The sequence below is a fragment of the Gemmatimonas phototrophica genome (assembly GCF_000695095.2).
Classification (GTDB): Bacteria; Gemmatimonadota; Gemmatimonadetes; order Gemmatimonadales; family Gemmatimonadaceae; genus Gemmatimonas; species Gemmatimonas phototrophica.
Map to the genome: position 1 here is coordinate 3,840,617 of NZ_CP011454.1, position 11,960 is coordinate 3,852,576.

Genomic DNA, 11,960 nt, shown 5'->3' on the forward strand with positions numbered 1-11,960 from the left:
CGGCAACTGCCTCAATCCACGTGCACAACCACGCGCAGAAACGTGGCGGGAATGTGCGTGTGATCATCTCGGCCGCTGGCGTTCTGGGCGTCGAACAACGTGTCGAGTTCCTCCTGTAGCTGATCCCGCTTGCCTGATCCCTCTGCGGCAGCGAATGCATTCATGGTCGGCCCGTAATAGTCGCGGAACCGGGCCAGCATCTGCTTGGGCCCTTCGGGCAGCGTGAAGCTCCAGCGCTCGCGAGTGAAGGTCAGCTGTGACGATGCGACACCTGCTCGTGCGAAGCGCTCAGTGACCTGCTCCTCCACCCCCCACATCATCGGGCTGATGAAGCCTTCCGGTGGCGGCGGCGTGTAGGCAGCGCTGATTCGGAGAATCTGGGCAACGAGCGTGGGATCGCCGGGAATCCAGTTCCCCATCACGATGCGTCCACCGGGGCTGGTCACGCGGACCAACTCCGACGCGACATCGTGCGGACGCGGCGCAAACATGGCGCCGAAGACACTCACGCTCAGATCGAAGGCGTTGTCACCCAACGCGTCGAGCCGCGAGGCATCGCCGTGCTCGAAGCGCAGATTGTCGAGGCCATGCTCCCGGGCGCGGGCATTGCCGGCCTCCACGAGATTGCGGGCGATGTCTACCCCCAACACCCGAGCGGCGCGGCGGGCGAGCGGTATAGCGGTGGTCCCGTCACCACAGCCTACATCAAGCACCGCCATATCGGGGCGTACGCCCAGGGAGTCCACAAACTGCTCCCCGCTCTGCCGCATGCTTTCGGCAATGCGTGTGAAGTCTCCCTTCTCCCACAATTGCTGATTGGGATTCTGTGATGCTGTTTCCATGGCCGACTCCAGTAAGAGGTTCGACCGTAGGCTACCGGTGACGCGCCGGGCGCACATCCCACAAACGGGCCATGTCGTCAGCACAATTCGCATGGCCCGTCCGGGCCGCGAGGCTATGGCACAGGGATCCCCAATTGCAGCGTCGCCGCCACGGCTGCCGCACGCGACGAGACACCAAGTTTGCTGAAGGCATTGGCGACATGACGGTGCACCGTATGCTGACTGACGGCGAGACGCTCCGCGATCTGCCGGTTGGTCATCCCTGTTACCAGAAGCGCAAGCACGTCGCGTTCACGCGCCGTGATCGTCACCCCGAAGGCGGTGGTGAGTGGCTTGGACGGTGGCGGCAACCGCTCACGACGCTCCCGCGCCTGCTCCACCAGCGACGCGGCTCCCAGAACAGCGCCTATCTGGATGACCGCGTCACGCTCTGCCCTGGCGGCTTCGTCCTGGCCACAAGAGTCAAGCGCAACAGCCAGCGCCAGTTGCGTTCGCAGGGCGTCATAGCCCACTCCGGCTTGTTCGAAGGCGGCAATGGCCTGCTCCAGCACGGCGACGGCCGCGGTTGGCGATCCCGTGAGCATCAAGGCCACACCGCGGGCCAGGCCGGCGCTCCCCAGCAGCGCCGGAGCACCGACCTCGGCGGCCAAGGTCTCCAGTTCCTGCAATTCCTGCTCTGCAACTCTGGGAGAGGTACCAGTGGCCACCGCCAACGTCACCAGCTCCAACGCCGCAGCGCGCGCCGTATGGTCGCCACGGCTTACCCGACGCAGGAAGCGGCGCCCATGGCGCTCCGCCTCGGCGTTCTGCCCTCGCTCCAGCGCGATAGCCCCAAGCCCCAACCAGGCGGTGGGAGAGGCCGCCACGCGCTCGAAGAGCATCGTCGCCTCATCCAGCCTCCCCTGCCGACGCCGCAGCTCGGCGAGCTGCAGAATGCCCAACCCAATCCATCCGGGGCGCATCGTCTCGAGTTCGGTAATCGCCGACGACACCTCCTGCTCCGCATCGTGCCAACGGCCACTGGCAATAAGCACTCCCGCATACTGCGTACGGCACACCGCAAACAGCGGTGGATGGTCCCACGCCCGACAGTACTCTCGCACACGATGGCACCACTGCTCCGCGCGTTCGAAATCGCGCACGAGCTCACACGCTGAAATGAGATGACAACAGGTCACCCCGGCCTGACTGCGATCGTCGAAATCACCGGAGACCACCGCTGCGGTTGCCTCATCGAGCAGCTGCATCCCCAACGCAACACGTCCCGCGGCGACGAGGGCCAACCCCTCGAGCGACAGCGCTGTGTATTCGAGATCGACATCCCCGTGCCGTCGGCCCAACGCGGCGGCCGCGCTGGCGCCCGCAGCGGCGGCCAGAGCGTCACGCGCCAGCAACGCATCGGCCTCACGCATTTGCAACCATCCGAACTCGGCACAATCAGGATGGGATTCGAGAAGCCGCCGGGCACGCCGCAGCCAACCAGAGGCGACGGCCGGCTCTCCGCGAAATGCCCGGTAGTCCCAGTCGAGCCACACCGCCACACGCGCCGCGCGCTGCAGAGCGCCCGCATCGACATACAACCGAAAGGCGCGCTCGCGCGACGCGAAGAGGGTATCGATGTCACTGAGCCACCAGCACGCCAATCCGAGCAGTTCCAGTGCCTCGGCGGTTTCGCCCTGCGCCAGCGACCGCTGCGCGGCGGTTTGTGCACGCGCCCACTCGCCGCGCTGGATAGCCTCCTGGGCCTCGCGAAGCGCAGCGGCTCCGATCTCATCCATCGATCACGTTCGTTTGCGGGCTCATGCTGGAATGTCGGCCCGGGCCCGCCTCGCGACAAGCGCCGCGTGGAGATCCAGAGGCCAACCGCTCAACGGAATCGCCTCCACGCTCCGTGTGATGGATGATGTTTGATCAAGACGGATGGCGACGTTTGCCGCGCGCTGGTTCAGCGAATGGGGAAGCGATACGCCACTCCCGCCCGGAGCGACGTCCCTCCGATTGTCTGACCGGAGATCCTGTTGGTCACGCGCACGGCGACATCAATGTCCACCCGTTCCCGGGGAACACGGAGCGAGGCTACTACGCCGTTGCCAGCGCCAAGCATCACGCGGGTGGCGTACACTCCGGGGGTGTAGCCGAGACCGAAATACGAGAAGTCTCCGGTCGTTCCGTACCAGCGACCATCGGTGGCGTGGGCCTCGGCGAACAGGCCGCCACGAGTGCCGTAGCGTAGCGTGCCGGTGGGAATCACCCCCGAACGACGCTCGCCGTTCCGTGAGAAATTCCCGCTCAACACACTGAGTTCCAGCTCCGCCTCGGGGGAGGCCACCAACCCCATGAGACCACCTCCCGTCATCGAGATCTTTTCTTCCGGGGGCGTTGTGACGACGCCCGAACCCAGGTAGTCCAGCCGGTCACGGCCAGTGAGCACCACCCCCTGCACCTCCACACGATTGTTGCTCGGTGTCGTGCGACGGAAGCCAAGACTTCCCCACCCGGCGACGGTGCTTCGCTCGGCACGCGTGTAGCGCGTGGCCGGAGCACACATGTCCGGGGATTCGTTGGGCTGACTGCCTACCACGACCGACATGGGTACGCCCCAGATGGCACCACCGGCGAGGATCTCGGTCCGCCGCTCGCGCTGCTTTATGCTGTCACTGGGTTGCATCAGTAGAAACGCGCCGAGCGACGGCAGCGTGGCACCCGGCCACCACAAGCGGGAGCGATGCCGTTGCTGTAGCAGCAGTGAGGTGCCCAGCACCACAACAAGAGCCAGCAGGATGGCGCGCTCCAGCAGGGTGAATTGCGTTGGGGCCAGTCCTATCGCCGCCACGACCGCAGTCCCAATGCCCAGCGCAGTCCATTCAGTGCCGGTCAAACGAACGCGCCATAGGGTGAACCGAATGCCGCTGGCGTATCGGTGCCAGAGCACCACGGCGATTGCGATGGCGCCTAGAGACCATTGGACCGGATTGAGTCCGGCCACGGTGCTGCGTCCATCACGCCAAAACTCTGTGGCTATGCGCAGGCTGGCGTAGCCCAGTACTCCCAGTCGGAACGTGCTGCCATCGCGAGCGGCTGAACCACGACGCACGAGCCACGTCATGAGCAGCACATCGCCCAGCATTTCGTAAAGCTGGACGGGGTGCACCGCGTGCTCTTCGCCGTCATAGTGCACACCCCACGGGAGCGAGGTGGCAACGCCTTTGCAGCATCCGGCGAGAAAGCAGCCCACCCGTCCAACGGCCATCCCGGCGAGTGTTGGCACCGTCAGTGTGTCCAGCGTGCGCGTCACGCCAAATCCGTAGGCACGTGCCAACACCACGACCATGAGCACGCCGGCGACGATGCCGCCGAGGTTGCTCTTCTTGCCTGGCTCCGGTGTGGACAGGTCGAGAAAGATGTACTTGGAACCGATGAGGCTCGCTATTGCGGCGGCAATGATGAGCAGGCGCCAGGAATCCGTAGCGAAGTGCTCACGGTCGCCAGCCCGAAGCGCCAGCACGACACCCGTAACCACGGCTGCAACCAGCGCCACATTGTACGGGCCAGCGAAGACCGCATTGAGAAGGGACATGGTGTGCCTCGGCTGAAGGGGGCGCGGCGCCCAGTCGGCGCCACGCCTCTCTACAGTGCGAAACGCACGCGATCACGACCATACGTCGTGCGACGTAATCGCATCAGCACATCAGGATGTGCTACTCGGGTACTCGACGTCGCAAGAATATCAGCCAGTCAATCGTGAAGGCCGCCGCGATCCCGGCGGCGTAGGCGAGCAGGTCACGCGCATCGAAGTCGCTCCCCAGGACCAGATGGCCCAGCGGGTGCGAGCGCACCGCCAGCAGCCAATCCCATCGCCACCGCTGTGAGAACTCCACCAGCCAACAGATCGCGACGGCCGAGCCTGCGCGGTGTGTACGGGCCGCGCGAGGGGCCACCACGCTGAGCAGCCACATGATCATGGTGGCCCAGAGCACGTCACCTACGACATCGCGCCAGAGCGGAGGCAGTGGCAGCACGCCGCGGTGGACCAGCAGGCCGACCACCACGGTGGCGAGGGCCGCGACGACATAGCCAGCCCGGCGGGTCATTGGGGCGAGAGATCGCCTGAGGAACGCCACATTCCATGGAGTATAGGGGTCCGGCGGCCCGGCGAGGTTGCAGCATGAAGCAATTGTCATACATTACGCCAGCCTCATTAGGATTGCTTCACCATTCTGGAGTTTGGCATGAATACGTTTTTTCGCGCCCCGCGACGCCGTGGTCTGGCGCGCCGGAACCGGCGGGGGGCCACCCTGGTTCTCGTCGCCCTCTTTTCCGTGGTTATTGTCGGGCTGGCGGCCTTCGCGATCGACGTCAGTCGCCTGTACGTGGGAGTGAACGAGCTGCAGACCGGGGCCGACGCCACGGCGCTGAACGGCGCCATGCAATTGCAGCGCGATCCAGCAGCCGATGGGCGGAGCACCACGGCGACATTTGGCGGCAACAATCAGGTCATGGGGATGCCGCTGTCGCTGACCACCAGCCATGTCGAGAGCGGCGTCTGGAATCCCGGCACCCGGGTCTTTACACCCCAGTCCTGGACCAACAGCACCACCAACGCTGTCCGGGTGTCGGCCAACAGCACGGGACGTTTGCTTTTTGGTGGCGTGTTGTCGCGAACCAACGTCGCTCCCACGCGTCGTGCCATTGCGTGGGTGGCCAATGTCACCGGGGTTGATTGCATCAAGCCGTGGGGCATTTCCCGGTCGTTGCTGGAAGCGCGCCATGGCATAGATCTCACCACGCAGGCCGGTGTGAACACGCTGCGGACGTTGCTCAACACGACCACCGGGCCGGCACAACTCACTGTGGTGTTGAGCCCGAATGTGAATGCGGGCACCGGTGGTGGTGGCAACTCGAATGGGAACGGCAACAACGGCAACAACGGCAACAACGGAAACAATGGCAACAACGGCAATGGCGGCAATGGAGGCGGGGGGCCCACGGTGACGGCGCCGACCGACAGCTACCAGGCAATTACCGGCGACGCCAATGCGTCTCCCAACTCCTATGAGGCCTTGATCACGGGCACCGGCTGCGGCAATAACGTGGCGGAGTTTCCGGTCAGCACGGTGTTCCAGCAGCCGGGGCAGGGGAATCAGGTGGCACAGCGCGCCGATGCCATTGTCCGCCAAACGGCCATGGAAAGTGGCCCCTGCAAGAAGGGGCCAACCGCGCGGGACGCCACCTGCTATGACCCCAGCCTGACAGGCTTCGTGGCGGGGCCCACGATCATCGTGCCGCTCACGATGCCTGCCGCACAGCCCAATCGCACGCAGATCGCCATGCTCACGAAGTTCCGGCTCATGTGCGCGTTCACTGATGATCCGCCAGGGAACCCCCTCGGCCCTTCACCCGAAAACTGTCCGTGGCTGCAGACCATTGGCCAGACCCCCACCGGCTACCGGCGCGGCACGATTGTCGGGTACCCGGTTTCCGGGCCCATGGAGCTCGGCAACGGCACCGTGCTGGGCAACACGATCAGCGTTGGCCAACGGCTCATTCTGGTGCAGTAACCGCCGGTCGCGCGGCGCCGCGGTGGAGGGACCGTCTACAACTGCCCGGTACTGCCCCACTGCGCCAGCTTGGCCTGGTAGGCCGGGTCGTCGTAGCGCGCCAGCAGAAACGACGAGGCCAATGGCGGCACCGCTGCGCCGGCAATCTGCTGTGCCAGCAACTCTGCAGCAGCCGGTGCGGCCATGAGCCCGAAGCCGGAGAACGCGGCACACACATACGCGCCCGGCACGCCCATGGGGCCAATGAGCGGGCGGTTCTCCGCGGTCTTGGTGTAATACCCACCATCCACGTACGCGTGGGGTAGCCGTTCCAGATACCCGGCCAGCGCGGGCACCAGCTTGGTCATGCCGCGCAACACCACTTCGGGATAGAAGGGATCGTCGGGAAGCGGAAACTCGGGCGTATCAAAACGATGCGCGCTGTGATAGTCCCACAACATCAGCACCGTGGTGGAGCGGCCATACCCTTCCGGTCGCAGGTGAATCCCCGCCGGCAGTGGTTCGGTCAACCAGCGTGTGCTGTCGTCGGCCGCCAGTTCAGCCTGTTCCTCCGCACTCCACTCCAGCGACTGCGCATCGTCGAGAATGACCAGCCCCGTGTTGCGATCCACGGCGCCCTGCGGGTCTTCAATGGCAATCTTGTAGTGGGCTTCGCTGAACAGCGGCAGCGTCACCCCGAGCAGTTCGCCCACCGACTTGGCGTATGGCCCGGCGGCGTTCACGAACACCGGCGTCGCAATGGCATGTGTCTGCCCGTCGGCCCCCTGCACCTGCACACCAGCCACACGGCCTTCCGGATAGTCAACCGCTGTCACGCGACCACTCAGCAACTCCACGCCGGCGTCACGCGCCTGCTCCAGCAGCATCATGCCCAGCTGCTGTCCGCTGAACCACCCGCATCGTCGTGCGTGCAGCACCGCACAGATCTCCGGCGACAGCCACGGGAAGTGGGTGCGAATGGCCTCGCGATCGAGGAAGAGATCTGCCCCCGCCGGATGATCGCGCCAGCCGCTATGCGACGACGGCACATAGGCTGCCGCGTCCTGGCGTGAGCGATAGATCCGCACGTCGCCCGCGCCCTGCGCACTGGCGAGCGCGGCATCTGCTTCAAACTCCGCGGCGCGCTCAGCCCGGGTCGTGGTGTAGAGATAGCCCCGCCGGTTGAGCAGAAACCGGTTGTCGCTGGCGTCAGCCCACCGCTCAAGCAAATCGATACTGCGGTTGATGAGCTGTACCATGGCATCATCAGGGCCGGGCCACCAGTTGCGATACGCCTCCGTGCTCTTGTCGCTGGTCAGCGTCAGCGGGGCCAGATCATCAACCACGAGCACGCGCAGCCCGTGTGTGACACTTAGCGCGTGCGCCACGGCAATGCCGGCAATGCCCGCTCCACAAATCACGGCGTCGGTACGCATGACCGTTGGCACGGAGGGCGCCGCCCCGCTCATACGCGGGCGCCGGCGTTTACGCCATGCGCCCACAGCGCACGTTCCACCATGGTGGCGTGCCACCCTTCTCCCAGTGCCACCGCACGCTGAATGAGTGCCAGCGCGTACTTGCGATAGTACACGGCAGTCCAGGCAATCTGCCCCATGCCATCGACATGCGGTGCCACCTGTCCGGTGACAATTTCGTCGAAGAACGGGAAACGCTCTGGCATCATGACCGCGAGCACCGCCGACGCCGTGGCCGGACCCACACCTCCCAGCGTGACCACGGCGGCCAATGCCTTGGGTGGAGTGTCCAGCAACGCCGACGCCGTGCGCGTGGCGTCTTCGACCGCGCCCGGCGGATTGTTCTTCACCAGCACCAGATTGGGCGCGCGCCAGACACCGCGCAGCATCTTCCACTCGGTAATCCGCACCATCTCGTCGTGCGTCACGTAGCCGGGCGACCGCGCAGCCATCACGGCTGGCAACTCATGCCGGTACCACTGATCGTGCTCCGGCAGCTTCCGGTTGGCCAATGCCGCAATGGCCTGATCATAGCCATCAAGCGCTTCGCGCCATGCCGACAGATTGGACGAGCGCCAGAGCGGGAGTTTTGCGAGGTCGGTCATGGGGTGCAAACTACCGCGAATACGGGTTGGGGGTACTGGCTGGGATTACGATGACGGAAAGGCAGGGAGCAACGGCTGGCGGGACCACAACAGCAGGGCGCCCTGCGGGCGCGACAACAGCATGAGTTACTGCATGACAACTGCATGACAAAAAGCGGTGTGACCGCGGGGCTCCGAAATTCCTGAACGCCCCCGCTGTTTCATGCTGTTGTCATGCTGTAAGTCATGCAGTTGCCATTCCCTGCCGTTGCCATTCCCGGCCGTTGTCATTGCCGGCAGTTGTCATTCCCCAGCCTGCCCAATTGCGACGTCCTACGGCACCTTCAGCACATCCACGCGCGACACCGCCCAGGTACCACTGCGTCGGGCCACGGTCACACGCCACGCTGAACGACAGAGCTCTCCGCACGCTCGACCCACATACACGATGGCCGAGTCCTGGAACATGCGCGGCTTGACTACCTCGACCACGCCGGCGTTGCCTGGATGATCGGCGAACCACGCGTCCCACCCCTTGGGATGGTCACGAAAAAAACGCTCCATTTCGCCCAGCGTGATGCGTTCCACCAGAAACGGCAAACCGAAGGCGGTGGTGTCTACCACTTGCAGCGCCAGCGTATCGTGATGATCCCAGGGCCCGCCAAACGCTGACAGCGTTGGGGACTGCTGGCGCGGGTCGTGCCACACCGTGATGACCTGCGCCTGTTCGCGCCGGGAAAACAGCTCCAGGAGCGTGGCCTTGAGCACGGCCCGTTCGGAGGGGTAGTCCCGTCCCGGCCCACAGGCGGAGACGGACACCAGCAGCAGGAGTGCGATGTACCGCCAGCGCATCACCGTACGCCTGCCACAACGCGCGGGAACTGATCGGTAGTGGGCTGGAATGTGCGCCAGCTGTGCCAGAACTCCTGGCTCGCATTGATGGGGACCAGCGCGCCCGCCGGCCCTTTGCCATTGAAGGCATAGCGTGTGGAAGGACCAGCACGCATCACCACCAGCGAGTCGCCATCAAGCGTGAACTCGGTGGCGGCAGTAGGACGCGCGAACGCGAAGAAGCTCACACTGTCGCTGGCCAGTGCCAGCACCACGGGTGTGTCTCCCACGATATCGTTGATCACCCGCACGCGCTCCAGATGGTTCCAATCGTAGGCGCGACTGACGCCGTTGAGCGTAATCCCCACCACCCACGATTTCTCTCGCCACGACGCGGTGTCGGTACCGGTGAGTGCCTTGCGACTGGTTCCTCGTTCGTAGGCGTAGTCCTTGGCGTATTCACTGGTGAAGGTACTATCGGCCTGCATGATCAACGAATGGGGATACAGCTGCAGCCATTGGCGCAGCGACACCTGGCGACTGGGGAGTTCGGGCATTGCCGTACCGGTGAGCGGACCGGCCACCGCCTCTCCGTTGGCCTGACGCCACCAACTGCCGGTGCGCACGTCTTCGAGCATGGCGTTGAAGTGATCCATGCCCACCAGACGGAACTGCTCCACCTGCCCGTTCACGATGGGGCGAAACACTCGACCGGTGCGGCACACGGTGCAGTAACTCACCAGCACGTCCTGACCGCCAACGGTATCCCGCACCTGATGATGGTAACCAATGAACTGCAGCGGATACGCGCGCGCCTGGCCATTGTGTTCGAAACCCACTACCAGACGGTCCGTAGCCACCGTATTGCGAGCTGCTGGCTCCATGCGCATGACCGTGGGTGGCAGGAACATCGCGTCAGCCGCCATGCGGAAGTTGAACATGTACGTCACGCCGCTCACCACCAGCGCCGTCACGCCCACCAGAATGCGCTGTCGCCCGCCGACCCGCAGGGCAGCGGTTACTCCTGCCAGCATCAGCACGCCGGCTACGGCGCGCACAGCCCAACGCAGGGAGTACAAGGTGTACGCCAACTCCAGACTGCGGGTGCGTTGACTGCCCGGCAACGGCATGATGAAATACACGTTGGCAAATTCGAACAGCATGAGAAGCGCGGCGCCACTGTACAACAACCACCGGCGGGAGTCACGATCGGTCAACATAAGTCGTTCAAGAGATAGGTTGGCGCGTGTGCCCCTGCGGCCAGCGCCTGCGCTGCCGTGGTTACGCCGGTAAGTACGATGGCGCTGGCAAGACCCACCGCGGCCGCACCGGCAATGTCGGTGTGCAAGGTGTCTCCCAGCATCACCGCATGACGGGTACCTACCATGGACAACGCCGTTGCAAAGTGGCGGGACGCCGGTTTGCCCAAGACTTCAAACGTGGGGGCCTCATCACCCAGCAGCAATTGCAGGGCGCGTTCCAGCATCCCCGCCAGCGAGCCAGCTGTGAGCCCAAAGGTGCCGGCCCCCGACGGATACACGAGATCGGGGTTGGCCAGCAGCAGCACCGTTCGCTGGCCGCGGGCGTGCGCGGCGAGAATCATGCTCAGCGTGGCGTCCAGGGTACCCAGCGTATCAAAGCCGCCTTCGTCGGCGATCACCACCGCATCCGCCGGGTCGGCCACGTCGGGGTCCACTACGGTGGCACCAATCTGCCGGGCATAGTTGGCCGAATCGCCGGTGCCCAGCACCACCACGCGCCGTCCGCGCATCCCCTGTTCGTCGAGCGCTGGCGCAATGAGCATCCCGGAGCTGAGCACATGTTCCGGTTGCACCGGAATGCCCAATCGTGTGAAGCGCGCCGAGGCCCGATGCGGCGAGCGCGACGCATCGTTGGTGACCACCAGAAACGGCTGCCCACGATCAATGAGATGCTGCACCGCCTCAGCCGCTCCGGGCAGGGCGCCCGATGCATTCACCAGCACGCCATACGCATCAAACAGGATGGCGTCGTAGCGATGCACCAGTGCCCGGAAGTCGATGCGCTCGGGCGGAATCGAGTGCGACGCGTGCGCGTGCGTCATGCGGTGCCTGTGGCAGCGGTGTCCATTCGTGCGACCAGCTTCTGCATGGTGTTCCAGTTTCGCGCGGTGATATGCATGCCCGCGCCGCGTGCCGCCTTGTCGTACACGGTGCTCGCCGAGATGCCGTCCGGGTGCCAGGTGTACAAGGCGTGGGGTCCCAGGACAAACTGCTCCACCGTGGCGGGAGCGGTGGTGAACGCCGCCAACATCGCGGGCGTCACGTGCTCGTCCCATACGGTCACCAACAAGCGTGACGGGTTGAGCTGGGCTTGCTCCTGCAATGGACAGTCGCGCAGCATGGTCACGAGTTCGTCGTACGTGCGCACGAACACCGTACTCCGGATGCCCACACGCTCAGCAATGGCCTCGTGCAGTTGCCTGGCCTCCTCCTGCGGCGCGCCGCCGTGGCTGCGGTACACGAGATTGCCGCTGTTGAGCAGCGTGGAGGGGGAGGCGAGGCCGATGGACGCCGCAATGGCCTGCAGGTCGGCCATGGCGATGTTCTTGCCGTTCACATTGACGCCACGGAGCAGCGCCACCCGGTATTCGCGGGAGGAAACGGGTGAGGCGGGGGGACGAGTGGTGCGCGGGGGCATGCTCAGAGCTAG

General features: G+C 64.9%; 11 protein-coding genes. 1 reads left to right on the plus strand and 10 read right to left on the minus strand.

What is annotated here, in order from left to right; translation table 11 throughout:
* Positions 1-11: 11 nt before the first annotated feature.
* The 4 genes from GEMMAAP_RS16245 to GEMMAAP_RS16260 all read right to left on the minus strand — a co-directional run bounded on the left by GEMMAAP_RS16245 (position 12) and on the right by GEMMAAP_RS16260 (position 4,933).
* A complete protein-coding gene (locus GEMMAAP_RS16245) occupies positions 12-842 on the minus strand; it encodes a class I SAM-dependent methyltransferase (RefSeq protein WP_043579373.1) in 831 nt (276 codons plus the stop codon).
* A gap of 113 nt (positions 843-955) precedes the next feature.
* Positions 956-2,620, minus strand: coding sequence for a helix-turn-helix transcriptional regulator (locus GEMMAAP_RS16250; protein ID WP_026848365.1), 1,665 nt, complete (start codon positions 2,618-2,620; stop codon positions 956-958).
* A 167-nt stretch (positions 2,621-2,787) separates the two neighbouring features.
* Positions 2,788-4,419, minus strand: coding sequence for a prolipoprotein diacylglyceryl transferase (locus tag GEMMAAP_RS16255; protein WP_053333621.1), 1,632 nt, complete (start codon positions 4,417-4,419; stop codon positions 2,788-2,790).
* Positions 4,420-4,540: 121 nt separating this feature from the next.
* Entirely contained in the window at positions 4,541-4,933 is a 393-nt protein-coding gene (locus GEMMAAP_RS16260; RefSeq protein WP_053333620.1) for a ribosomal maturation YjgA family protein, read from the minus strand.
* Between the two features lie 138 nt (positions 4,934-5,071).
* Between GEMMAAP_RS16260 and GEMMAAP_RS16265 the strand changes: the two genes are divergently transcribed.
* Positions 5,072-6,400, plus strand: coding sequence for a pilus assembly protein TadG-related protein (locus GEMMAAP_RS16265; RefSeq protein WP_053333619.1), 1,329 nt, complete (start codon positions 5,072-5,074; stop codon positions 6,398-6,400).
* 35 nt (positions 6,401-6,435) lie between these two features.
* On the opposite strand, the gene GEMMAAP_RS16270 is transcribed toward GEMMAAP_RS16265, so the two are convergent.
* The 6 genes from GEMMAAP_RS16270 to GEMMAAP_RS16295 all read right to left on the minus strand — a co-directional run bounded on the left by GEMMAAP_RS16270 (position 6,436) and on the right by GEMMAAP_RS16295 (position 11,948).
* Positions 6,436-7,815 (minus strand): NAD(P)/FAD-dependent oxidoreductase, encoded by a 1,380-nt coding sequence (locus GEMMAAP_RS16270; RefSeq protein WP_026848364.1) that lies wholly within the window; start codon positions 7,813-7,815, stop codon positions 6,436-6,438.
* A gap of 29 nt (positions 7,816-7,844) precedes the next feature.
* On the minus strand, positions 7,845-8,459 hold the full coding sequence (locus GEMMAAP_RS16275) for a hypothetical protein (protein WP_026848363.1): 615 nt from the start codon (positions 8,457-8,459) through the stop codon (positions 7,845-7,847).
* A gap of 312 nt (positions 8,460-8,771) precedes the next feature.
* Positions 8,772-9,290: a hypothetical protein gene (locus GEMMAAP_RS16280; protein ID WP_026848362.1), complete on the minus strand. Its 519-nt coding sequence runs from the start codon at positions 9,288-9,290 to the stop codon at positions 8,772-8,774.
* Positions 9,290-10,489, minus strand: coding sequence for a DUF3179 domain-containing (seleno)protein (locus GEMMAAP_RS16285; RefSeq protein WP_043579372.1), 1,200 nt, complete (start codon positions 10,487-10,489; stop codon positions 9,290-9,292). Before GEMMAAP_RS16285 ends, GEMMAAP_RS16280 begins: the two co-directional genes overlap by 1 nt.
* Positions 10,483-11,352 carry an HAD-IIA family hydrolase gene (locus GEMMAAP_RS16290; protein ID WP_026848360.1) on the minus strand — a complete coding sequence of 290 codons (870 nt, stop codon included), beginning with the start codon at positions 11,350-11,352 and terminating at the stop codon, positions 10,483-10,485. The genes GEMMAAP_RS16285 and GEMMAAP_RS16290 overlap by 7 nt, the downstream gene beginning before the upstream one ends.
* Positions 11,349-11,948: a DUF1697 domain-containing protein gene (locus GEMMAAP_RS16295; RefSeq protein WP_075071551.1), complete on the minus strand. Its 600-nt coding sequence runs from the start codon at positions 11,946-11,948 to the stop codon at positions 11,349-11,351. Before GEMMAAP_RS16295 ends, GEMMAAP_RS16290 begins: the two co-directional genes overlap by 4 nt.
* Between the last annotated feature and the right edge of the window lie 12 nt (positions 11,949-11,960).

What these genes read in the sequence shown, in the direction of transcription:
- GEMMAAP_RS16245 (WP_043579373.1), bottom strand. Translation starts at nt 842, where the DNA reads ATGGAAACAGCATCACAGAATCCCAATCAGCAATTGTGGGAGAAGGGA.
- GEMMAAP_RS16250 (WP_026848365.1), bottom strand. Translation starts at nt 2,620, where the DNA reads ATGGATGAGATCGGAGCCGCTGCGCTTCGCGAGGCCCAGGAGGCTATC.
- GEMMAAP_RS16255 (WP_053333621.1), bottom strand. Translation starts at nt 4,419, where the DNA reads ATGTCCCTTCTCAATGCGGTCTTCGCTGGCCCGTACAATGTGGCGCTG.
- GEMMAAP_RS16260 (WP_053333620.1), bottom strand. Translation starts at nt 4,933, where the DNA reads ATGACCCGCCGGGCTGGCTATGTCGTCGCGGCCCTCGCCACCGTGGTG.
- GEMMAAP_RS16265 (WP_053333619.1), top strand. Translation starts at nt 5,072, where the DNA reads ATGAATACGTTTTTTCGCGCCCCGCGACGCCGTGGTCTGGCGCGCCGG.
- GEMMAAP_RS16270 (WP_026848364.1), bottom strand. Translation starts at nt 7,815, where the DNA reads ATGCGTACCGACGCCGTGATTTGTGGAGCGGGCATTGCCGGCATTGCC.
- GEMMAAP_RS16275 (WP_026848363.1), bottom strand. Translation starts at nt 8,459, where the DNA reads ATGACCGACCTCGCAAAACTCCCGCTCTGGCGCTCGTCCAATCTGTCG.
- GEMMAAP_RS16280 (WP_026848362.1), bottom strand. Translation starts at nt 9,290, where the DNA reads ATGCGCTGGCGGTACATCGCACTCCTGCTGCTGGTGTCCGTCTCCGCC.
- GEMMAAP_RS16285 (WP_043579372.1), bottom strand. Translation starts at nt 10,489, where the DNA reads ATGTTGACCGATCGTGACTCCCGCCGGTGGTTGTTGTACAGTGGCGCC.
- GEMMAAP_RS16290 (WP_026848360.1), bottom strand. Translation starts at nt 11,352, where the DNA reads ATGACGCACGCGCACGCGTCGCACTCGATTCCGCCCGAGCGCATCGAC.
- GEMMAAP_RS16295 (WP_075071551.1), bottom strand. Translation starts at nt 11,948, where the DNA reads ATGCCCCCGCGCACCACTCGTCCCCCCGCCTCACCCGTTTCCTCCCGC.